Annotated in this window: 21 protein-coding genes; 9 read left to right on the plus strand and 12 right to left on the minus strand. The window is 58.6% G+C overall.

The window, feature by feature from the left end:
• Window positions 1–6 precede the first annotated feature (6 nt).
• From GHO32_RS08855 to GHO32_RS08890, 8 genes are all read right to left on the minus strand, one after another.
• Complete coding sequence (locus tag GHO32_RS08855; protein WP_153336654.1) at window positions 7–654, minus strand: ABC transporter ATP-binding protein; 648 nt, start codon at window positions 652–654, stop codon at window positions 7–9.
• Complete coding sequence (locus tag GHO32_RS08860) at window positions 651–1,421, minus strand: ABC transporter ATP-binding protein (RefSeq protein WP_153336655.1); 771 nt, start codon at window positions 1,419–1,421, stop codon at window positions 651–653. The genes GHO32_RS08855 and GHO32_RS08860 overlap by 4 nt, the downstream gene beginning before the upstream one ends.
• The gene (locus tag GHO32_RS08865) at window positions 1,418–2,362 is read right to left on the minus strand and encodes a branched-chain amino acid ABC transporter permease (protein WP_048368661.1); all 945 of its coding nucleotides are present in this window, start codon (window positions 2,360–2,362) and stop codon (window positions 1,418–1,420) included. The genes GHO32_RS08860 and GHO32_RS08865 overlap by 4 nt, the downstream gene beginning before the upstream one ends.
• Entirely contained in the window at window positions 2,363–3,262 is a 900-nt protein-coding gene (locus tag GHO32_RS08870) for a branched-chain amino acid ABC transporter permease (protein ID WP_123750326.1), read from the minus strand. It abuts the gene before it with no gap.
• 121 nt (window positions 3,263–3,383) lie between these two features.
• Window positions 3,384–4,706 (minus strand): ABC transporter substrate-binding protein, encoded by a 1,323-nt coding sequence (locus tag GHO32_RS08875; protein WP_153336656.1) that lies wholly within the window; start codon window positions 4,704–4,706, stop codon window positions 3,384–3,386.
• A gap of 28 nt (window positions 4,707–4,734) precedes the next feature.
• A complete protein-coding gene (locus tag GHO32_RS08880) occupies window positions 4,735–6,048 on the minus strand; it encodes an ABC transporter substrate-binding protein (protein WP_048368664.1) in 1,314 nt (437 codons plus the stop codon).
• A gap of 203 nt (window positions 6,049–6,251) precedes the next feature.
• The gene (locus tag GHO32_RS08885; protein ID WP_153338128.1) at window positions 6,252–7,559 is read right to left on the minus strand and encodes a sigma-54 dependent transcriptional regulator; all 1,308 of its coding nucleotides are present in this window, start codon (window positions 7,557–7,559) and stop codon (window positions 6,252–6,254) included.
• A gap of 60 nt (window positions 7,560–7,619) precedes the next feature.
• A complete protein-coding gene (locus GHO32_RS08890; RefSeq protein WP_153336658.1) occupies window positions 7,620–9,341 on the minus strand; it encodes a PAS domain-containing sensor histidine kinase in 1,722 nt (573 codons plus the stop codon).
• 144 nt (window positions 9,342–9,485) lie between these two features.
• Between GHO32_RS08890 and GHO32_RS08895 the strand changes: the two genes are divergently transcribed.
• From GHO32_RS08895 to GHO32_RS08920, 6 genes are all read left to right on the plus strand, one after another.
• Window positions 9,486–9,737, plus strand: a complete 252-nt coding sequence (locus tag GHO32_RS08895; protein ID WP_048368667.1) for a ParD-like family protein — start codon at window positions 9,486–9,488, stop codon at window positions 9,735–9,737.
• Complete coding sequence (gene map, locus GHO32_RS08900; RefSeq protein WP_153336659.1) at window positions 9,734–10,525, plus strand: type I methionyl aminopeptidase; 792 nt, start codon at window positions 9,734–9,736, stop codon at window positions 10,523–10,525. The genes GHO32_RS08895 and map overlap by 4 nt, the downstream gene beginning before the upstream one ends.
• Before the next feature lie 133 nt (window positions 10,526–10,658).
• Window positions 10,659–11,480 carry an SDR family NAD(P)-dependent oxidoreductase gene (locus GHO32_RS08905; protein WP_153336660.1) on the plus strand — a complete coding sequence of 274 codons (822 nt, stop codon included), beginning with the start codon at window positions 10,659–10,661 and terminating at the stop codon, window positions 11,478–11,480.
• 36 nt (window positions 11,481–11,516) lie between these two features.
• Complete coding sequence (locus GHO32_RS08910; protein ID WP_153442820.1) at window positions 11,517–12,566, plus strand: AraC family transcriptional regulator; 1,050 nt, start codon at window positions 11,517–11,519, stop codon at window positions 12,564–12,566.
• A gap of 18 nt (window positions 12,567–12,584) precedes the next feature.
• The gene (locus GHO32_RS08915; RefSeq protein WP_153336662.1) at window positions 12,585–13,244 is read left to right on the plus strand and encodes an NAD(P)H-binding protein; all 660 of its coding nucleotides are present in this window, start codon (window positions 12,585–12,587) and stop codon (window positions 13,242–13,244) included.
• A gap of 44 nt (window positions 13,245–13,288) precedes the next feature.
• Window positions 13,289–13,801 (plus strand): GNAT family N-acetyltransferase, encoded by a 513-nt coding sequence (locus GHO32_RS08920; RefSeq protein WP_153336663.1) that lies wholly within the window; start codon window positions 13,289–13,291, stop codon window positions 13,799–13,801.
• 290 nt (window positions 13,802–14,091) lie between these two features.
• Here the strand turns inward: GHO32_RS08920 and GHO32_RS08925 are convergent, their stop codons facing one another.
• Genes GHO32_RS08925 through GHO32_RS08935 form a run of 3 tightly spaced genes read right to left on the minus strand, consistent with a single transcriptional unit; the run spans window position 14,092 to window position 16,999 of the window.
• A complete protein-coding gene (locus GHO32_RS08925) occupies window positions 14,092–15,054 on the minus strand; it encodes an ABC transporter substrate-binding protein (RefSeq protein ID WP_153336664.1) in 963 nt (320 codons plus the stop codon).
• Between the two features lie 2 nt (window positions 15,055–15,056).
• On the minus strand, window positions 15,057–15,383 hold the full coding sequence (locus GHO32_RS08930) for a ferredoxin family protein (RefSeq protein WP_048368674.1): 327 nt from the start codon (window positions 15,381–15,383) through the stop codon (window positions 15,057–15,059).
• A complete protein-coding gene (locus GHO32_RS08935) occupies window positions 15,380–16,999 on the minus strand; it encodes an FAD-dependent oxidoreductase (RefSeq protein WP_153442822.1) in 1,620 nt (539 codons plus the stop codon). The genes GHO32_RS08930 and GHO32_RS08935 overlap by 4 nt, the downstream gene beginning before the upstream one ends.
• 340 nt (window positions 17,000–17,339) lie before the next feature.
• On the opposite strand from GHO32_RS08935, the gene GHO32_RS08940 reads away from it, so the two are divergent.
• Window positions 17,340–18,101 carry a bifunctional 2-polyprenyl-6-hydroxyphenol methylase/3-demethylubiquinol 3-O-methyltransferase UbiG gene (locus tag GHO32_RS08940; protein ID WP_153336902.1) on the plus strand — a complete coding sequence of 254 codons (762 nt, stop codon included), beginning with the start codon at window positions 17,340–17,342 and terminating at the stop codon, window positions 18,099–18,101.
• 348 nt (window positions 18,102–18,449) lie between these two features.
• On the opposite strand, the gene GHO32_RS08945 is transcribed toward GHO32_RS08940, so the two are convergent.
• The gene (locus GHO32_RS08945; RefSeq protein WP_153336903.1) at window positions 18,450–19,421 is read right to left on the minus strand and encodes an AraC family transcriptional regulator; all 972 of its coding nucleotides are present in this window, start codon (window positions 19,419–19,421) and stop codon (window positions 18,450–18,452) included.
• A gap of 449 nt (window positions 19,422–19,870) precedes the next feature.
• Here GHO32_RS08945 and GHO32_RS08950 point away from each other — a divergent pair, with 449 nt between their 5' ends.
• Window positions 19,871–20,713 carry a P-loop NTPase gene (locus GHO32_RS08950; RefSeq protein WP_153336904.1) on the plus strand — a complete coding sequence of 281 codons (843 nt, stop codon included), beginning with the start codon at window positions 19,871–19,873 and terminating at the stop codon, window positions 20,711–20,713.
• A gap of 301 nt (window positions 20,714–21,014) precedes the next feature.
• Window positions 21,015–22,268 (plus strand): MFS transporter, encoded by a 1,254-nt coding sequence (locus GHO32_RS08955; RefSeq protein ID WP_153336905.1) that lies wholly within the window; start codon window positions 21,015–21,017, stop codon window positions 22,266–22,268.
• Window positions 22,269–22,352 lie beyond the last annotated feature (84 nt).

Below are 22,352 nucleotides of genomic sequence, written 5' to 3' on the forward strand. Positions count from 1 at the left end.
CGGTCCCTACCCTGCGGTCACGCTGCCGCGCTCGATGCGAAAGAGCGCATCGACCAGATCGGCAGAATGAGTGTCATCGGATTCAGATATCAGCACGCACAGCCCTTCACGGCCGAGCTTGGCGATCACTTCGCTCAGGCGCCGGGACAACACCGGCGCCACCCCTTCAAACGGCTCGTCGAGCAACAGCAACGTGTGCCCCGGCATCAACGCCCGCGCCAGCGCCACCAGCTTTTGTTGCCCGCCGGACAGTTGCATGGCCTTGCGCTCACGGAACTGGGCGATCTCCGGGATCAGGCTGTAGACCCACTCCAGACGGCGCTGGCTGTCAGGCAATTTATTGGCCCAGACCGGCAGCAAGATGTTCTCTTCGACGGTCAGCGCCGGGATCAATCGGCGGTCTTCGGGCAGGTAGCTGATACCCGCTGCGGCGCGGGTAAAACCCGGCCGGTTGCGCAGGTCCTGGCCGGCAAATGTGATCGACCCCGAGTCAGCGTCGAGCAGACCCATGATGGCGCGGATCAGGGTGGTTTTACCGGCGCCGTTATGGCCGATCAAACCGACCATTTGCCCGGCGCCCACGTGCAACGACACGTCATGCAAAATCGGCACACCATCGATCGAGACGTGCAGGTTGCGAATATCCAGACTCATTGCGCTGCCCTCTTGTGAGCGTTTGGCCCGCCGGTGACGAACTCTTGCACGCGGGGATTGGCCAGCACCGCTTCAGGTGCCCCGTCGGCCAGCACTTCACCGCTGTAGAACGCCAGAATTCGCGACACGTAGCGGCGCACCACGTCCATGTCATGTTCCACAAACAGCACCGTGACCTGATGCTGCGCGACCACGCGCATCACGGTGTCCATAAGGGCGGTTTTCTCTTCGGCGCTGACGCCGCTGGTGGGCTCATCGAGCAGCAGCATTTGCGGATCACCGATCAACGCCATGGCAATGTCGATCAATTTGCGCACGCCTTGCGGCACCGCCGTGACCAGCGTGTCGCGCCAGCGGCTGATGTCGAACTCGGCCAGAATCGCATCAGCCTGGGCAATGCGTGATGCATTGCGCATCGGCGCCAGCAGCGGCGGAAACGGGCTTTGCGCAGCCGAAACGGCAATCAGCAAGTTGTCCAGCACGCTCAGTTGCGGGAACAACTGCGCAACCTGGAACGAGCGCGCCATGCCCGCCCGGGTGATGGCCCTGGGCGTGCGGCCAAGGATCGACTGGCCGTTGAAGAGGATCTCGCCACGGCTGGGTTTCAGGTAGCCGGTAACCATGTTGATAAACGTGGTTTTACCGGCGCCATTGGAGCCAATCACCCCGACCACTTCGCCTTTGTGGATGCGCACGTTGACGTCTTTGGCCGCCGTTACGGCGCCAAATTCCTTGCACAGCCCTTGGGTTTCAAGAATGCAGTTCATGCCTTTGCCCTCCGCGCCTGCCCGGTGAACAGGCTCCACAAGCCTTTAGGCAGGAACACAATGATCGCCAACAGGGTGAAGCCCAGAATCATCTGCCAACTGTGCGGCACCAGCTCGATGGCGTAGGTGCGCACCACGGCAAACAGAATGGCCGCGATAAACGGCGCGGCGACGTGGGCAGTACCGCCCAGCAGGGCGATGAAGACGAATTCGCCGGAGGTGATCCAGTAGGCCATTTCCGGGTCGATATGCCCGGCCGACAACGCCATGAAACCACCGCCCAACGCCGACACGGCAGCGGCCGCAACGTAGTTCATGTACAGCACCCAGCGCGGTGACTGGCCAAGGTATTCGACGCGCACTTCGTTTTCACGGATGGCTTCGCACATCATCCCGGCGCTGCTGCGGCTGTAGCGGTGCAGCAACACCGCCAGCAGCCCCGAGCAGGCGACGATGATGATAAACAGCGCCAGCGGCGCCTGCCCGGCAGCGGGTGTCCAGCCAAACAGGGTCCAGGCCTTGACGTTGAAACCGTCAGTGCTGCCCAGCGCCGAGCTTTTGACCAGCACGCCGTACAAAATCATCGAGAACGCCAGCGACAGCATGGCGAAGAAAATCTCCCGGTAGCGGGTCATCAGCAACCCCAGCAACATGGCCAGCAACACCGCTGCACCCACCCCGATCACCAGCAGCAGGGCCAGGTCGGTGATGTCCAGAAAGTGCCCGCTCATGCCCACCGCGTAACCGCCGATGCAGAAGAACAAGCCCTGGCCAAAGGTCACCAGCCCGGCGCGCATTTGCATGACCACGCCTTGCACCACCATGGCCTTGGCCAACGCCATGGTCAGCAGAAACACCAGCCATTGCGGGGCGATTACGCCGCCTGCGGCCAGCAGCACGGCAACGCCGAGCAGAATCAATTCGGTTTTACTCAGGCGCATTTAGATTTTCCTCGCCAGTACACGGCCGAACAGCCCTTGAGGACGCACCGCCAACACCAGCGCCATCACTCCGTAGATCACAAAAAGCTCGAACTCCGGCGCGTAATGCACGGCAGCGGCGCGGCTCAAGCCCACCAGCAAGGCGCCCACTGCGGCGCCTGCGATGCTGCCCATGCCGCCGATCACCACCACGGCAAACGCCAGCACGATGACTTCAACGCCAATGCCCGGCACCACCGAGATCGCCGGTGCGGTCAAGGCGCCCGCCAACGTGCCGAGCATGGTGCCGAGCACAAACACCAGGGTGAACATGCGCCGCACGTTGACGCCCATGGCCATGGCCACTTCGCGGTCGTGGATCACTGCGCGCAGCACCTTGCCCTGGTGCGTACGCTCCAGCCATGACCACAGGCCCAGGCCCAGTACCAGCGAGATGCCCACCAGCATCAGGTCGTAATTCGACACCTTGAGCCCGGCCAGCGCGCTGCGGCCCATCTCGGCATAGGGCTGATAAGCGAAATACGGGTTCACGCCCCAGATCATCTTCATGGTGTCTTCGAGGATCAGCAGCAGCGCGTAGGTGATGATCACCATCAGTACTTCGTCACGGCCGTACATAAAGCGCAGCAGGCCGCGCTCGATGATCAGCCCGACGATCAGCCCGGCCACCAGCGCACAGCCGAGCATCAGCAGATACCCGACCCAGACCGGGCCAATGCCGTTATTGAAATACCAGCCCACCAGAGACGCAGCGGTGTAGGCGCCAATGGCATAAAAGCTGCCGTGGGCCATGTTCAGGATGCGCATCACCCCGTAAATCACCGTGAGCCCGGCCGCGACCAGAAACAGCCACGAGGCATAAATGGTGCCGTCAATCAGCACCGCGAAAAGACTCATCATTGAGGTCCTACCTTGGCAAAAAACGTGGCGATCACTGTAGGAGCGAGCTTGCTCGCGATCTTTTGCTTTTAAAGATCAAAAGATCGCGAGCAAGCTCGCTCCTACAGAGGCCTTTAGCGGATCAGTTGCACTGCGCGCCGGGGAAGCCGGCCTTGATCCAGTCCAGCGCGGTGGTGCCATCCGGCGGGGTCACGCACTCGCCCGAGAAGGCGATGACGTTTTGCACGCCGCCCTTTTTCGTCGCCGGGTCGTATTGGTATTCGCCGTAGGCAATCCCTTGCATGGCTTGATGGCCATCAGCGCGGGCCATTTGCACGGTGCCGGACACCGACTCAAAGGTCGCGCCCTTGAACGCCTGGGCCATTTGCAGCGGGGTCGGGATTTTGCCCGGCTCAACCTTGGCGTTTTCCGCTGCGTGCTTGAGGCCCAAAATGGCCTGGGCCATTTTGCTGGCCGGGTACGTCGGCGCGGTTTTGTAGGCGGCCTGGTACTGGCCTTTGAACCAGCCGTTGAGGGTGTTATCCGGCGCAAAGGCACCGAACGGGCCACGGCCACCAATGATCATGCCGTTAGGCGCCTGATCCTTATAACGGTCGATGGCCGATTCGCCGCAGGTCAGCACAGCGGTAGCGTCTTCGAGCAAGCCGCGGGCGTTGGCTTGCAACACCAGCGCCTCCATGTCGCCGCCCCAGAAGCTGGAGTGAATGATGTCCGGGCGCTTGACCGAGATCGCGGAGATTTCAGCGCCGTACTGGCCCTGGAACACTTTGGGCATTTGCGACTCCACCACTTTGGCCTTGGGCATCAGTTGCTCCATGGAGTGGGTGAAGTCGTTCCAGCTGTCCTGGCCCCAGGCGTAGTTCTGCTGAATACCGGCGACTTTCTGAGCATCCGGGCGCACTTTGGCCAGATAACGGGCGGCGCCAATGTTGTCCACCGCCGCATCGAGGCTGGTGCGGAACACGTACTGTGGGGTTTTGTCTTCTTTGAACAACTGCGAGGTGCCGCAGTCGTAGAACACCGTCATGGCGCCCAGTTCCTCGGCAACCGGCGCAATGGCCAGGCAGTCACCGGAAGAGATATAGCCCACCACCGCATCGACCTTCTGGCGCTGTACCAGGTTGCGGAATTCCTCGACCTGCTTGGCCGCCCCGCCCGCTTCGTCAATCATGACCATTTCAATTTCGGCACCGTTGATACCGATCTTGTCGTAGGGCGCAGGTAACTGGCCTTTGTTCAAGCCTTCGACCAGCACCTTGGCGGCATTCGCTGACGGCTCGCCAAATGGGCCTGCGGCCGGGCCTGACAAGAAGGTCACCACACCAATGCGGAACTTGCCGTTTTCAGCGGCGTGCACACCGGCGCTCAATGACAGCGCCAGCCCGGCAGCTGTGATGGCAAAGGCCAAAGGGTGTTTCAACATGCTTTTCTTGGAATTATTCATGCTTGCTTCTCGGTCAAGGTGCGAGCCGCTAGGGCTCGGCGACGGGTTTGCGCGCGGCCAGACGCCGCTTCAGGGTGGCGCTGTCGAGCTGTAGCTCTTGCGCCGAATACACCGACCAGTCACCCAGCATCAGTTGGGCTGGTGGGTAATCGGTATTGCTCACCGGCGTGCCAATGGCCTGGCTTTGCTGGATTTGATGGGTCACCGGGTCGATGCGTGAAAAGCTCCCGGGCGGGTCTTCGGGCAAGGCGATGTCCAGGCCTTCGAGGGCACGGATCAGGGCCTGGGTGTCGGTCACCCCGCCGGTTTTCTCAAAGGCTTTGGCCATCACCATCACCACGCTGTAGGCGCCTTGCGCGGCGTAGGTCGGGTAGCGCCCGCTCAACTGATGAAAGCGCTCGACAAACGAGCGGTTGCGCGGGGTGTCGGGCCAGTTGTTGTGGTGGCGCGCCGACAGAATCAACCCGGCAGGCGCCTTGTTGCCCAGCGACACCAGAAAATCGTAATTGGCCCCGGTGTCGAAGTTCGCCAGCCGCGAGGTTTCCAGCAAGCGGCTACCGGCGGCCTGTTTGACAAAGGCATGGAAGTCGCCGCCCCAGATCGCCGAGACGATGATGTCGGGCCGGGCCTGTTCCAGCGCGGTGATGTACGGCGAGTAATCAGGTTCGTACAGACGCGGCCATAACTCGATGACGTCATCGAACTTCACCCCCAACTGGTTCAGGGCTTCGTGCAAGTCATCGCGGGACACATGGCCGTATTCGTAGTCAGGACCAATAAATGCCAGGCGCTTCCAGCCGGTTTTTTTCTGCAAGGCTTGCAGGTACCGCGCGCCTGCCGCCATGGAAGTCCAGGTGTCATTGGTCACGCGAAAATAGTACGGGTGGCCGTTTTCCAGGGTCATGCGCGACGAGGCGTGATCGGAGCCGATCATCAGCACTTTTTCCTGGCGGGCCAGTTGGCTGACGGCCAGCGCCACGCCGGACGAAACCATGCCGCACAGCACTTGCACGCCGTCCTTGTGAATAAAGCTCTTGGCCAGGCTGACGCCGTAGGAGGCTTTGGACTGGTCGTCATCGACAATTACCCGCAGGCGCGGCACGGGCTCACCGGCCACGCGGCGGGTTTGCAATTCATTGAGTGCGACTTGAATGCCGAGGATGCTGTCGTGGCCATAAATGGCGGCGCGCTCGGTCATCGGGTACAGGCAGCCCAGGGTCAGGTCGGCGTCAGCGGCCGGCACGCCTAATTCCAGGCGGCCGACGTCGGCGCTGGACAAGGGGCTGGCAAGCAGAGTGCTCAGGGTCAGGAGGCCACAGGCCCATTGACGCAACAGGGACATAAATTCCTTTGGGCGTTGAAAACGCCTCTTGTTGGAGTGCGGGAAGGGACAGAGCAAGGGCTGTGCCAAGGTGAACAACGCGTAGGAGCGAGCTTGCCTCGCGATCTTTTAAAGGGTCAAAAGATCGCGAGGCAAGCTCGCTCCTACAGGATTTACGGGTGTGTTGAGCGGTTTGCGCTCAACCTGCGCGCGGGTGTGAGCGCTTAGCGCTCAATACCCAGCCGTTGCAGGCGGCGTTTGAGCGCGTGGCGCGAAATACCGAGCAATTGCGCGGCCAGGCCTTTGTGGCCCGCCGAGCGGCTAAGCGCATCGGTCACCAGCTCACGCTCGGCACGTTCAAGCTGGTCGCCCAGCACGCCGGATGCCTCCACCTCTTGCCCTTGCAAGGGCGCGGGCAGCATCGCCGCGCTGATGCCTTGGCCCGGCAACAGAATGGTCAGGCGCTCGACCAGATTCTTCAGTTCACGCACGTTGCCGGGCCAGCGATGACGGCGCAGCGCCGCCACGCAATCGGGCAAAAACTGGATCGGACTGACTCCCTCTTCAACCGCCTGGCGCTGGGCAAAATACTGCGCCAACAACAGCAGGTCTTCGCCGCGTTCACGCAAGGCCGGGATGTCTACCGTGATGACGTTCAAACGGTAAAACAGGTCTTCACGAAACCGCCCCAAACGCACATCTTCGGCCAGGTCCCGGTTAGTTGCCGCCACCACGCGCACGTCGGCACTGCTGGCCTGGCTGGCGCCCACCGCACGATAACTGCCGTTTTCCAGAAAGTGCAGCAACTTGGCTTGCAGGCTCAGCGGCAACTCGCCGATTTCGTCAAGAAACAGCGTGCCGCCGTTGGCCTGGCTGACCAGCCCGGCGCGCTTTTGATGGGCGCCGGTGTAGGCGCCTTTCTCTGAGCCGAACAGCTCGGCCTCGATCAACTGCTCGGGCAAGGCGGCGCAGTTCACTTCGATAAACGCGCTGGCAGCCCGTGAACTGTGCGCGTGCAACGCTTGGGCGACCAAGGTCTTCCCGGTTCCGGACTCACCCAATAGCAGGATCCGTGTGGCCGAGCTGCGGGCAATCCGTTGCACCGCCGCGTGCAGCGTGCTCATGGCCGGGCTTTGCCCTTGCAGGCCGGGCACCGGTGACTCAGGCGTGTCGAGGGCCAAGGTGCTGCTGATGGTGGCGAGCAGGTCATCCAGCTCAAAGGGTTTGGTCAGGTAATCGGTGGCACCGCTTTTGACCGCCTGCACCGCCGCCCGGGTATCGCCGTGGGCAGAAATCATGATCACCGGCAGGTGCGGGCTGCGTTGGCGCAAGCCATCCAGCGTGGCCATGCCGTCGATGCCCGGCAGGCCGAGGTCCAGCAAGACGATGTCGATGTCATCCAGCACCTGTTGCAGCGCCGCCTCGCCACTGTTGGCCGTGCTGATACGCATGCCCTCCCCGCGCAATGCATAGCTGAGCGAGCGCACCAGCGCTTCTTCATCGTCGACGATTAACACGTGAACATCAGGCATCTGTGTCTCACTTTTACGTATTCAAAATGATCGGTAGCCGCTGACGAGGCACGCAGGCGGCTACAAAAACCGGGTGAACGCAAGGAAGTCGAGCGCCACCTGGGTGCCCTCACCCACGCGGCTGACGATGTGCATGCGCGCATCGTTGGCCTCCAGCAGTTGCTGGCTGATGCTCAGCCCCAAGCCGGTGCCCTGGGGTTTGAGGGTGAAAAATGGCTGGCGAATCTGTTCCAGGTGTTCAGGCGAAATGCCGCAACCCTGATCGATGATCAACACCCGCACCCGCCCTTGGCCTGTCTCGGCGCACAAGCGCACCACGCCGCCCTCCGGGCTGGCCTGCACAGCGTTCAAACACAGGTTGAGCAGCACTTGGCGGGCTTGATCCGGGTCGACGAACAATTGCAAATCCCCTGCCGACTCGCACAGCAGTTCGATATTGCGCGCTTGCAAGTGGGGGGCGACCATCGCCGCTGTGTGCTCGAACAGGTGCGCCACCGAGACCACCCGCGGTTTGGCCGGGTGCGGGCGGCCATATTCGAGCAGGTCATTGGTGACCCGTGACAAGCGGTCGATTTCCTTGACCAGATCACTCAGCAGGTGCCGCCGCTCGGGTTCTTGCTCGCGGCGCAGCAAGGCTTGCACCGTGGTTTTCATGGTCGCCAGCGGGTTGCGCACTTCATGGGCCACGCCCGTGGCAAAGGTGCCCAGCACGGCGAGGTTTTCGCTGCGTACGGTCTGGTCCATGACCTGCGCCAGACGCTCGGCCATCACGTTAAAGGCGCGGGCCACATGGCTGATTTCATCGTCCTTGGGTTGTAGCGCGAGGCGATAGCTCAAGTCGCCCATGGACAGTTGATGGGCGCCTTGCAGCAAGGTGCTGACCCGCGCGCGCAACTGCCGCGAGAGGGTAAAAAAAACGATGAGGATAAACCCGATAAACCCCGCCGCCACCCAGTACAGCCACCAGCGCGCATCGTTCAGGGGCTTGAGGATGGCCCCCGGCTCGACACTGAACACCAGTTGCCAGCCGGGCAAAATCATCGGCCCTTCGTGCCATTGCCCCGGCGCCTTGACGGGCCGCCCGGTGGGGTCGATAAACGCACCGCCAGGCACGCGCAACAAAGGCGCAACCACGCCGCCCATGCCCGCACTGACCAGCAACTCGCTCAAGGAGGCCAGGCGCAAATGCAGGGCTATGCGCACCTTCTGGTTGGTACGCCCGATGCGGATGCTCTTGCGGATCAGAAAGCTGCCCGAGCCGCCCGCCTTGGGCAGCAGCGGGCCTATCACTTCGACATCGCCGACCCATTGCACCGGCAAGCCAGCGATGGACCAGTGTTCACTGCCCCAGTACGGCTCCCCCGACGCAGACTGGCCCGGCAGTACTTTGATCAAGCGGTCCTGCTCATCAAAAAACAGCACGCCGTACATAAAGGGCAAGTCCCCTTCCAGCTTGAGCAGCGAGTCGACGTCGCTGATCAGCCGCGATTGATCAACTATGAATTCAGGCATGTTGGGGTGATTGGACAGTGCCGAGAGCTGGTAGAAGCGATCATCCAGAAAGGAAGACAGGCGGTTGGCCGTCGACAATGCCTGGGCATCCAGCCGCTCGCCGGTAAGGCGGTTGAGCAAGTCCTTGGCCAGTTGCTCATAAAAAATCGCCAGGGTAATCAGCGCCACGCTCATGACCACAACGGACAGCAACGTATAGCGCGCCACCAGGCTACGGTGTGGCCGGGCAAGCCACTGCAACAACACATGGAAGGAAGAGTCGGGATTCATGGCGTTCTTGATTGTTTTTGTAATGGCCCCAGCATAGGGATCGACCCTTGGGCCTGTCCATGACTGCGTGTTGCAGATTTCGTGGCTCATCGCCTAATATACGTTTCGCTTACATTCCATATATATTTCATCTTGGGTCATTTGATGGGCATCGTAAAAATCTCGGACGCCATGCACGAAAATCTGCGCATCGCCAGCAACGCGCTCAGTCGCTCGATCAATGCTCAGGCAGAGCACTGGATGCGCATTGGCATGCTCACAGAGCTGTACCCGGATCTGGATCATAACCAGATCAGTCGATTACTGATTCGCGCCGAGCTTGAGGGCGGTCTCGATTTAAAACAGCTGTGCCAGTTGGCTGATTCGGCACAGGCTGCAGCAGGAGCCCGCCCATGAGAGCACACGTGGTTATCAATACACCGGCCCAAATCGCCCAGTCCAAAGTCGCCGGCATGCTCGCGGCTGAAGTACTGGCGATGATTACCCCGCACGTCAAAGCAGGGGTGACTACCGACCAGCTCGACAAGATTTGCCACGACTACATCGTCAATGTGCAAAAGGCCATTCCCGGCAATGTCGGCTACCACGGCTTCCCGAAAACCGTATGCACCTCGGTTAATGAAGTGGTGTGCCACGGCATCCCGTCGGGCCGAGTACTGCACGATGGCGACATTGTGAACATCGACATCGCCGTGGTGAAGGATGGCTGGTACGGCGACACTAGCCGCATGTACTACGTGGGCGAACCGAGCCCGCAAGCGCGGCATCTGGTCAAGACCACGTATGAGGCCATGTGCGCCGGTATTCGCCAGGTCCGCCCCGGCGCAACCCTGGGCGACATTGGCCACGCGATCCAGACCGTTGCCGAAAAAGAAGGCTTCAGCGTGGTGCGCGAGTACTGCGGCCACGGCATCGGCAAGGTCTATCACGACGAACCGCAGATCCTCCATTACGGTTATCCGGGCCAGGGCATGAAGCTTAAAGCCGGCATGATTTTCACCGTCGAGCCGATGCTCAACGCGGGCAAGCGCCACGTCAAAACCCTGGCTGACCAGTGGACCGTGGTCACCAAGGATTTGTCGCTGTCGGCCCAGTGGGAACACATGGTGGCGGTGACCGACAACGGCTTTGAAGTGCTGAGCCCTTGGCCGGATGCGGTTGAGGAGTTCGCGCCGATTACCTGAGTTGCAAGCACAATGGCGCCTTCTGCAAGCCACTTGGCGCCTTGCTGCTAGTGTGTAAAGGCGGTCAGCCGAGCATTATTTGTTCAGGCGCTGAGGCAGGTGTTTCAGCGGTTTCTAACGAAGAGGTGTTCGAATGTCCAAGATCTGGTTTATCACTGGCAGTTCCCGTGGCCTCGGTCGCTCCATCACTCTGGCTGCCCTGCGCGCCGGGGACCGTGTTGTCGCCACCGCCCGCAAGCCTCAGCAACTCGATGACCTGGTGGCCGAGTTTGGCGATGCGATTTACCCACTGGCGCTGGACGTGACCAACAACGAGCAGGTGGAACAGGCGGTTGACGCCGCCGTGAAGCATTTTGGCCGCCTCGATGTGGTGGTCAACAACGCCGGTTATGGCGATCTGGCTGCGGTCGAAGACGTCACCCTGGAAGACTTCCGCGCCCAGATCGACACCAACTTCTACGGCGTGGTGTATGTGAGCAAGGCGGTTGTGCCGGTCCTGCGTCGCCAGGGCAGCGGGCACATCTTCCAGGTCTCGTCGCTGGGTGGGCGCATCGGCATGGCTGGCCTGGGCGCGTACCAGAGCGCGAAGTGGGCCGTCGGCGGCTTCTCCACCGTGCTGGCACAGGAAGTCACCCCGCTGGGCATCAAAGTCACCGTGCTTGAGCCGGGCGGCATGCAGACCGATTGGGCCGGCCCGTCGATGACCATCCCGCCTATCAGCGAACCCTACAAACAATCGGTCGGCGCACTGGCCGAGCTGCTCAACTCGCCGGGTATTTTGCCGACCCGCCCGGCCCGTGTGGCTGAAATTGTTCTGGAACTGGCCCTCAAGGACGACGCGCCACTGCGTCTGCTGATCGGTAGCGACGCGGTGCAGTACGCTGCCAAGGCCGCGCAAGACCTGGCCGAATCGGATAAAAAGTGGCACGACCTGAGCGTGTCGGCCTCTAACTGAGCTACCCCCTGACTGACCTGACATAAAGGAGCCCCCATGTCTGACGCAAGCCGCCCTGTTGCCTCTCGTTTCAATGTGCCGGATGCCTTTTGGCAAGGCCTGAAGTTGATCGGGCTGGAGCCTTCAGTGGTCCTGCGTCAGGCACGGCTCCCCGTCACGCTGTGCATACGTGAACTGCGTGACCGGCGTCAGGTGAGCACCGAAGAATTCTTTCGTTTGTGGGCCGCCGTGCAGGCCCTCAACCCGGACCCGGCTGTCGCTGTGTTGCTGGTGACCCGGCTTGATTTTGCGACCTTGCCGCCGTCCAGCTTTGCTGCCTTTATCGCCCGTGATTATCGCGATGGCTTGCACCGCATGGCCCGCTTCAAACAACTGTGCACACCGGAACGGCTGCTGGTTAATGAGGATGGCCAGACCTGCACCGTCACCATTGACTGGCTGCACACCCCCGAGCTGCCGCCCAACCTGCTGGTGGACGCAGCCTTTGCCACCTTCGTAGAACTGGGTCGCCAAGGCGCCCGCGTGCACATTACGCCGCGCAAGGTCGAACTGGCCCGTGCAGACGATGGCAGCTCTGCGCTGAGCGAGTTCTATGGCTGCCCCGTACGCTATGGCGCCGAGCGCAATGCGTTGGTGCTGGACGTGGCGGATCTGGATCGGCCGTTTCCGGGCCATAACCCGGCGCTGCTGGACATGCTCAACCCGGCGCTGATTGCTGCACTGGCCGAGGCCACGGCTTCGGCCAGCATCAGCCTGCAAGTCAAGGCGGCACTCAAGCGCATCCTCGCCAGCGGTCGCCCGGAACTGGCCGATGTGGCGCGGGAACTGGGCATGAGCGAGCGCACTTTGCAGCGGCGTATTACTGAAGACGGCACGAACTTTAGGCAACTGATGCTGGAGACCCGCCAAGAGGTGGTGCGCCATCTGCTCAGCGAACCTTCAATCGAAATTGAAGAAATTGCCTGCCTGCTAGGCTACGAAGACACCAACTCATTTTATCGGGCGTTTCGTTCATGGGAAGGCACAACGCCAGCGCGTTGGCGCGCCTCGCAAGCCTTGCAACCCATGTCGTCCTCCACTCACTGACGCTAACGGACTACTGAGATGAAAATCGTAATGTTTGGCGCCACCGGGATGGTGGGCCAAGGGGTGTTGCGTGAGGCTCTGGCCGCACAGGATGTGACCCATGTCCTGAGCATTGGCCGCTCTGACAGCGAAACAAGCCACCCCAAACTGCGCACCCTGGTGCATGCCGACCTGCTCGACTACTCGGCCATTGAAGACCTGCTGACAGGCTTTGACGCCTGCTTTTTTTGCCTCGGCGCCTCGGCAGTGGGTATGGACGAAGCCGGGTATTCGCGCATCAACCACGACATCCCGCTGGCGGCCGGCCAAGTGCTGTCGCGCCTGAACCCGCAACTGACCTTTACCTATGTGTCGGGCGCCGGCACCGGCAGCCAGTCGGCCATGTGGGCGCGGGTTAAACGGCGCACCGAAACCGACCTGCTGGCGTTGCCGTTCAAGGCGGCTTACATGTTTCGTCCGGGGGTTATCCAGCCGTTGCACGGCGCGCGTTCGAAGACCCCGATGTACAACGCGTTCTATGTACTGACCTCGCCCTTGCTGTCGATTGCCCGCAAGTTACTGCCCAAATACGTGTTGTCCACCGAAGAAATCGGCTTGGCGATGCTCGAAGTAGCGCGCCACGGTGCGCCGAAGAGCATTCTGGAGACGGTGGATATTCGGGGATTGGTGAAGGGCTGAGTCATTCACATGTGTGTGTAGGAGCGAGCTTGAGAGGGATGGCTATGATTCGTGACGCATTACCCGAGGATGCGAAACGCATCGCTCAAGTTCATGTCAGTAGTTGGCAACACGCTTATCTTGATCTGATGCCCACTGACTATTTAGCCTCCCTTAGTACGACATTGCCTCAAAGAGAGGCCTATTGGGCCCGCACAATTGAAGACAAAGACGCTGACGTTTTAGTCGCCGAAGTGGAGGGAAACGTTATTGGCTGGCTTTCGCTGGGGGCTTGTCGCGATGAAAACACGCCCGAAGCAGCGTCGGGAGAAGTCATGGCGATCTACGTTTTGGCTGAATACTGGAGTAAGGGTATTGGCGCCCAATTGTGGCAGGCGGGTTTTAAGCGTTTGCTTGATCAAGGTTATAAACGCATCACCTTATGGGTTTTATCTGGCAACGAAAGGGCCATTCGTTTCTATAAGGGCCTTGGTGGAACAGAAGAGCCTGGCAGTTGCCGCACGCTCGTGCGTGGTGGCGTGACGCTGGATGAGGTGAGGTATGTTTGGAGCAATTGATTTTCTCTTACGAGCGTGTTCCGGCATAGATTCGCCACATTTCGAGGGTTCCCTGGATTTTGCGTAACCTGACCTTTATCTATGCACCGGCAGCCAGTCGGCTTGGTCATGCTCGAAGTGGCGCACCATGGTACGCCGAAAAGCATTCTGGAAACGGTGGACATACGGCGGTTGGTGAAGGGCTGAGGCAATTAAATGTGTGTGTGTAGGAGCGAGCTTGCCTCGCGATCTTTTGATCTTTTAAAAGATCGCGAGGCAAGCTCGCTCCTACAGTTGGTTGGGGCGCTGGGTTAGACCTTCCACTCGTTGATATCGAAATCACGACGAATCAGGCGTTGTTCGAGCAGGAACTGTTTGGCCCCCCTCAACAATTCAAGGCCCACCGGGGATAGTGGCTCCAGCTGAAACTCATTCCCGGTGTAGGTGGCTTCAATCGCCGCCTGGGAATATTTGGACGCTTGGGCATGGAAGCTGAAGTAAGCCGGCCAGTCGGCCGTGATCTGCGCCACCGACTCACGGCGCGCAGCCAACCAGGCCTCACTAAAGTGGGGCACTTGTTTCAATAACTTCTCACTGGCGACGGTCACGGTGCAGCCGCGCAAGTGCGGGTGGTCAGTGGCCTGATCGATCAGCGGGTAACCATTGCTCAACAGCGTAGGGCCCAATTCGCTTTGCGCTGCGTAAGCGGCAATGTCGCCCCGCGCCAGTGCGGCTTCCGAATCCCGGGCAGGCAAGGCCACGATTTTGGTGTCTTTGAGAATGCCCGCCTCGTGCAAGGTGCCGATCAGGTAGCGATGCATGTACGACCCCAGCGGCGTGGCTACCACCTTGCCTTTGAGTTCGGCCACAGAACTCACGCCGTTCTTGGGGGTGATGAGCCAGGCGTTCATGCCCACGGCATCAATGCTGAGCAAACGGCTGGCCTGGCTCATGGCGTAACACACCATGGCCGGGGTATCGCCGTAGGTGCCGACATCCAGCGCACCCGACAGCAAGGCTTCATTCAGTTCCGGGCCGTTCACAAACACGTAAGTGCTGATGTTGTCGAAACCCAGTGGCTCCAGGTGCTTTTGCGTAATCCCTTGGTGCAAGGCCCAACCGGAGGGCCCGGTAGGCACTGTGGTCGAACCCACATAGCCCACACGCAAAGTACGCTTTGGGTCGCTGGCGGCGAGCAAACGCCCGGGCAACCCTAACAGGGCCGCAGCACCGAGCCCGGCCCCCAAAAACTGCCGTCGATTGAATCCCTTCATGGTTAATACTTTCCTAGCAAATGGTAACTCTGGTCATCGCTGGCGGTAGACGCCCGCCCCTTGCCCCAACCCACCGCGCTGCGGTAACTGCCCAGCCACTGCCGGGTCTGATCAGCGATCTCGACAGGCGTGGCCAGGCGGTCTGCGTACGGCGCCACAAACAAGGCATCTTCGGGGCAGTAGACTTCGCACATAAAGCAGGTCTGGCAATCGTTCTGCCGGGCAATCAACGGCGCCTGCCCCGGTACTGGCGCGAACACGTTAGTGGGGCAAGCCAGCACGCAAATGTTGCAGCCGGTGCAACGCTGCGGATCAATCAGTTCAATCATGCCGCCTGCCCTCTCAGCAACTGCTCCATGACCGGCCCGAGGCGTTCATGCCCGGTCCAGACGTTATCCAGCCCGCCACTGATGACCCGATGGCGTTGCGTCACGTCGGTGCAGGCATAGTCACTGCGCCGGTGCATACCACGGGACTCGGTGCGTTCCAGCGCACTGCGGTACATCCAGCGGGACACCGCCAGCATTGCCGTAGCTTCACGCAGGCGCAGGGTTTGTTCGTGATCCGCCGCCGGAGCCGCGTGGCGCGTCTGCTGCCACAGCGTGTCGAGCCGGCCGAGCGAGGCTTGCAAGTCTTCACCATGGCGGAACCAGTTGCGCTGATACGGGAACACTTCATCCTGCACGGCTTTGATCAGCGCGCCGCTGTCCAGGCGCTGGCCACGGGCATCCAGCAGGCCCGCCCCGCCCCGGGCGCGCAAATGGGTGCTGGCCGCCAGTCGGTTGGCTTGAGCGAACTGCGCCGCACCAGCCCCCGCCCAAAAGCCGGACGACAACGCCCACGCCGCGTTGTGACTGCCACCCCCGGTGAACGCCCCGCAGATCAGCTCGCGTGTCGCCGCATCACCGGCCGCGTACAAGCCCGGCACGCTGGTCGCACACTGTTCATCGACAATTCGCAGGCCGCCGGTGCCACGTACCGTGCCCTCCAGGCGCAAGGTCACCGGGAACAACTGCTGAAAAGGATCAATGCCCAGACGATCGAACGACAGGAAGAAGTTCGGCTGCGCCAGGCGCATCTGCGCCTGAACCGTAGCATCGGCCTTGTCCAGCCTCGCATACACCGCCTCGGTTTGCAGCGCCTTGGCAATCACGCCACGGCCCTGGGCCGAACCTGCGCCTTCCATCACGCGACCGTCAGCATGATAAAAAACCGCCCACTTATAGAGCGCTGATTTGGTCACCGACGAAAAAGCCGGGCACAAGCCATACGCATTGGAAAACTCCATGCCGGAAAAATCGGCGCCGACTTCGGCCGCCATCAAATGCCCGTCGCCCGTCAATACATTGCAACCCAGCGCCCGACTTAGAAACGCGCAGCCACCCGTCGCGATGACCACAGCAGCGGCTTCGACCTTCCATTCATGATTTTTCTGTCGCGAGAAACCGGTCGCACCACTGACGCGCCCCTCACTGTCTGTGAGCAGTTGCAGCGCCGGGCTGTGATCGAGAATTCGCACGCCAGCCTGCTTCACCCGCTTGCGCATCAAACGCATGTATTCCGGGCCCTGCAAAGAAATCCGCTGCTGCTGGCCGTCGCTGTCGAGCGGGAAGGGATAACCCCAGTCAGCGAGGGTTTGCATGTTGCTCCAGGTTTGTTCGAGGACGCGGTCCATCCAGTCGTTTTCCGCCAGATAGCCACCGCGCGCATAACGGCTGGCTTTAGCGTCTTCACGCTTTTGCGCGTCAGGCTCGACGTACCAGACGGCCGTGCCCGAGGGCGCCGTAGCCCCGGACGCGCCGCAGTAGCCTTTGTCCGCCAGCACCACACGTGCACCCTGGGCCGCCGCACTGATCGCCGCCCAAGTGCCCGCAGGTCCACCCCCGATCACCAGCACATCGGCGCGCCACTCACGCCCGCCCACGCGCTCCTCAAGACCTGACATAGTGAATTCCTTGTTGAAACAGAAGAATTTTAGGTATGACGGGCCCGACTTCAGTCAGGTGGTTGATGGCGTTGCTGATTATAAAAATAAAAGGAAAAAGTCTAAAAACGAAAGACCTGCTTGTTATTTGGTTATAACGGGTTTTAGAGAATGGATGACTTGACCGACTCCGATATGGATAGTGCTGCGCCAACAGCAGCGTTGCAGTAGCACTGTTTGCATCCAGACATCATCAGAGCAGCTAAAGCCCGACAAACTTTGTAACCATTAATGGCGTGTTTTTTGCTGGACGTTTGCTCAACTTCAACCCTTCAGGCGCCCCCTCCACAGGAGTTTGTAGATGAGCGACACGACCTCACCCCAGCCTCAGAACGTGTACGACGATCCGGTATTTTTTGAAGGCTACAAGAATCTGCGCCAGAAGGATTCGGGGCTGAACGGTGTGCTTGAGATACCGGCATTTCATGCACTGCTGCCCAAATTGCAGGGGCTCAAGGTGCTGGATTTGGGTGCGGGGTTTGGTGATTTCGCTCGCTATGCCCGCAGCCAGGGCGCCCAGACAGTCACTGCTGTCGATATTTCACAAAAGATGTTGTCTGAGGCCCGACACCTCACCCACGACGATAAGATTGTGTATGTTCATCACCCGATCGAAAGCTTCACACCCGTGGCTCATGCTTTTGATCTGGTGGTGTCATCACTGGCGCTGCACTACGTCGATGATTATGCAGCGGTGGTCAAACGCGTGTACGCGAGCCTTGTCCCCGGTGGCCAATTTGTTTTTTCAGTCGAACACCCGCTCTGTACGGCGCAGCCCAGCGGCTGGGTCCTCAGCCCTGAGGGCGAACGCTTGCATTGGCCGCTGGACAATTACCACTATGAAACAGAACGCCAAAGCCGTTGGTTTGTGGAGAACGTGACCAAGTTCCACCGGACTCTGCAAACCTACGTCAACACACTGATAGCCGCGGGTTTTCGCCTGGATCATCTGGGCGAACCCACGCCTTTGCCGCATGCACTAAAAGAGCGCCCATCATTAACAGATACACTTAGACGCCCGCCTTTTTTATTGTTGGCAGTGAGTAAGCCCGCTTTAAACTGAATGGACACCGATATAATTCGTCTGCCTTTTCGCCATGTTTCTGTGGAAAAATCGAGACACTAAAAGGCTATGGATGGCCTCCCCTTTCGCGCTTCTGATTGCCACTGACAGGTCTGCAACACCCCTGACGAAGACGTAACGCAAAATCTTTGTTTGAAAAAAATATCGATTACTAACTTTCATCCACGCTTAGAGCGGTGATCATTTCAACGCTGCTAAATAGCTGACAGGAAAAGCAAAGTCACGCACACCCATAACACGCCAAAAAGAAAATATGTATTTTTTATGACAACAAACAAATAGAAATAAAAGCTAAAACCAAAACTCCTGACTATCACCACTAAAGATTCAAGACAAATCTCTGTAGTTCTGAGGCGTCATTCCAAACCACCTTAAAGAAGCTTTGTAGAAACTACTCTGATCACTAAAGCCCAAGGTCGCAGAAATATACTTAATACTGTATACAGAGTGCCTCAAATAATCATGCGCCAAGGCTTGCCTGACATCGTTGTACACCATGGAAAAGCTGAGCCCCTCATTCCTTAAAGAGTATTGCAAGGTTCTTTTGCTCATTTTGAGTGCATCCGCAATTGAATCCAATGTCGGGGCAACCCCCAGCGCTAAACTTTGCGCAACCGCTCTTCTTATCTTCGAGGATGCGAAACCGGTGGGCGATGACTCCAGTTGAACCTTAAGAAAATCAGCGTGCAGACGGTCTAACTTTGGCGATGCTGTAATCAGCGGGTAATTGCAAATTTCCCGAGAAAACACCAGTACATTATGACCTGCTGAAAACTTTAAATTCCGGCCAAACACCTCTTCAAGCCCCCCTCTTTCGCCGGGAGGTGCATAGACCAATTCAACTCCCAATGGCACCACATAATAATGTGGGACCAACCACCTGATCAGTGCCAGTAAAATAGATAAGCCTGCGTCTATAAAAACGCGAGGCACTTTTTTGGTCACCTCAATGCTGACAATTTTTACGATATGGTCATGTAATTCCAGCTTTAACAAGGAACCACTGCTGATCAGGGGATAGTAATTTACCAGGCGTTCAAGGGCTCCCCCCAATGTCGCACATGACATGACGGCATACCCCAACGCCCCCAGCATGGCGGGGTGCATGTTCCTGTAGGCCCTTAGCCCCAGATCCGGGTCACAAGAAGTTACAGCAAGATTGGCCAACCACTCATACACCGACTGGATTTCAACAAATTCCGTGTCATCGACATAATCATGAAATGTTTCACTGGACTTATAGACAGTCCCCAACGCTCGACAGAGCAAGTAAACATATGATTTTCGAATTCTATACATTCATTTATCCACGGAACAAACAAGAGCACGAACGAGTGCCTTCTAATTTTCAGACATAAAATAACGTGCACAACAGACTCTATAGAATCAATCCTGCCACAGGACTGAGTCAATGCTGTTGCGCTTCAGGACATACTATTAGCCTCAGAGGACACTTATGATTAAATCATGCGCATGGGAGAATGAAATCACATAGCAAGTCTCTAAAAAACCCAAGAAGTATCAACCCCATGGACAATCATAGAAAAAAACGCGGATGGTGGTGGGCTTATAAAAAAATACGCTCATTGCACTGTTCCCGAAGTACCGCCGCATTAAGAGCCACGCGCTTTTTACTCACGGGGGACACGGGTGCTTTCAGAGACAAACATAGCCACTACAAAATAAGAATAAAATTATAACCAAGCAAGTTTACACTTGCGCAACCCGCTAAGGACGGCGTTAACCTCATGAAAAAAAAGCATTCGGTTCAGGTCATTGCCATTACTGGCGGCAAAGGAGGCACCGGCAAAAGCACACTGGCCATCAATCTATCCATTGCCCTGGCCACTTTAGGGCAGAGGGTTGCATTACTGGACGGCAACCTTGAACTGCCTTGCATCGATACACTGTTGAATATCAGACCGCAGAGAACACTCTCAAACTTGATTGAAGGCAATTGCACCTTAACCGAAATACTGCACACCGGCCCCCGAGGCATCAACTTGATACTCGGCACCGCCTACTCAAAAACGATGCACGGTCTTCTAACCGCTCATCACGTCGGGATTATAAACGCGTTCAACGAAATCCAGACTGAAGTGGATGTTCTGGTTGTAGACACTGCCTCCGGGGCCAATGATTCTGTCCTGAACTTCACACGTGCCGCTCACGAAGTATTGGTGGTCATCTGTAATGAGCCCGCCTCGATCCTGAATGCGCACGCGCTTATCTATACGCTAAATAACCAATACAAAATCAGAAAATTCAGAGTTATCAGTAATAGAACGTATAGCCCTATGGAAGGCCGCGATGCATTTAGCAAACTGCTTGCCCTCACCTCCTGCAACGTTGACTTGTCACTTATGTATGTTGGCAACTTACCCGAAGATCTCGCCGTGCGATACGCCACCCACAAACGACGAGCCGTCTATGAAATTTCACCCCGCTCGAAATTTTCTCGAGAGCTCGAAGCGATTGCAAAAAAAATCAGCAGATGGCCCCTCCATACAACACCGAGAGGGCACATCGAGTTTTTCATGGACAGTTTGATCATGGCGCCACCGGATCATGGCACAAAGACACCCGGATAATAGCTCTCATTCCCTAATGTGCAAACTGCATTTACTGTTCATGTTCAGAAATTGACAGTCAAAAAGATTTCGTCAAGTGATTGACGCATTAACCTTGTGAGGTTTGTCACACTTGCAAACATCCGTCGCTCTGTAAGCCACTGTTCTACCTCGCGAAAGCAATCGGGTCATCGCATTAATTACACTGATGATCACTATCGAAACGACCGCCTGCCTGCTTGCCGAAATGGCTTCTTATAATCGCCTCCCAATTCCCCTCCTCGCCTGCCTTCAGGCGATATCCCTCCTGGAACCCCACTCCATGCCAAGCGCAAGCCAGGCCTCCAGCGGCCTACCCGAACATAATCAGCAAAGCGTCAAACAGCAGTGGATGGCGATTCTGTCGGTCTGCGTAGGCGCTTTTGCCTTAGTGACCAGCGAATTTCTCCCGGTGGGCGTGCTCAACGACGTCGCCACCGACCTTGGCATCAGCGCAGGCCACGCCGGGCTGATGGTAACCTTGCCCGGCATCATGGCGGCGCTCGCCGCCCCTTTACTGTCTGTCGGTATCGGTGCCATGGACCGCCGCTATCTGCTAATCGGCTTGACCCTGCTGATGATCGTCGCCAACTCGGTAGTAGCCGTCGCCAGCGACTTTAATGTACTGCTGTTAGGCCGCGCATTGCTGGGCATTAGCATCGGCGGCTTCTGGGCGACCGCCATCGGCCTCAGCGGCAGGCTGGCCCCCAAAGGCGTGAGCGTCGCCCAGGCAACCTCAATCATCATGTTCGGGGTGACCTTGGCCACCGTGCTAGGCGTGCCCGTGGGCACTTGGCTGAGCGGCCTGATGGGTTGGCGCATGACGTTTCTGCTCACCGCGCTGCTGGGCTTGCCGGTGCTGCTGGCGCAAATTTTTCTGTTGCCGCGCCTTAATCCGGAAAAGGCCATTTTGGTCAGCGACCTGCCTGCCTTGTTTATCAACCCGAAATCCCGGGTTGGCCTGATCGCCGTATTGCTCATCGGCCTGGCCCACTTTGCGGCATATACCTACGTTGCGCCGTTCTTTAAAAACAGCTCGGGCTTCGATGGGCCGACCATTGGCTCCCTGTTACTGCTCTACGGCGCGGCCGGGGTTCTGGGTAACTTCTTTGCCGGCTTCGCGGCCAACCGCAGCGTGCGCTATACCCTGCTACTGGTGGCACTGATGATCGGCGCCAGCACCGCCCTGTTCCCCCTTTTCGCCACCCACATGACCGGCGCCGTCATGCTCATCGCACTCTGGGGCTTTGCCTTCGGTGCCTTCCCGACGTGCGCCAGCATCTGGATGTTCGTCGTCGCCCCCAAAGACGTCGAACGCGGCATGCCGCTGTTCATCGCCTTGTTCCAGGTGATTATCGCCCTGGGCTCATTCTTCGGCGGCCAGATCGTCGACCAAATGGGCAGCGCAATGCTATTCAGCCTCGCCACCGCACTGGTCGGCTGCGGCTTTGTCACCGTGCTGGTGCTGGGGCGTAATGTGAGTAATAACCTGGTGGCAGAGCCGGCGGAAATGCAGGTAGAGGCTGAGAGAGGTTAAGGGCAGCGTGTCGAATCTGCTGATCCGCCGGGTAATAGAGCCGGGTCAGCGGAATAAGACTAAGCCAAATAATCAAAAAACATT

Source organism: Pseudomonas sp. FSL R10-2189 (genome assembly GCF_009600325.1).
GTDB classification, from domain to species: Bacteria; Pseudomonadota; Gammaproteobacteria; order Pseudomonadales; family Pseudomonadaceae; genus Aquipseudomonas; species Aquipseudomonas helleri.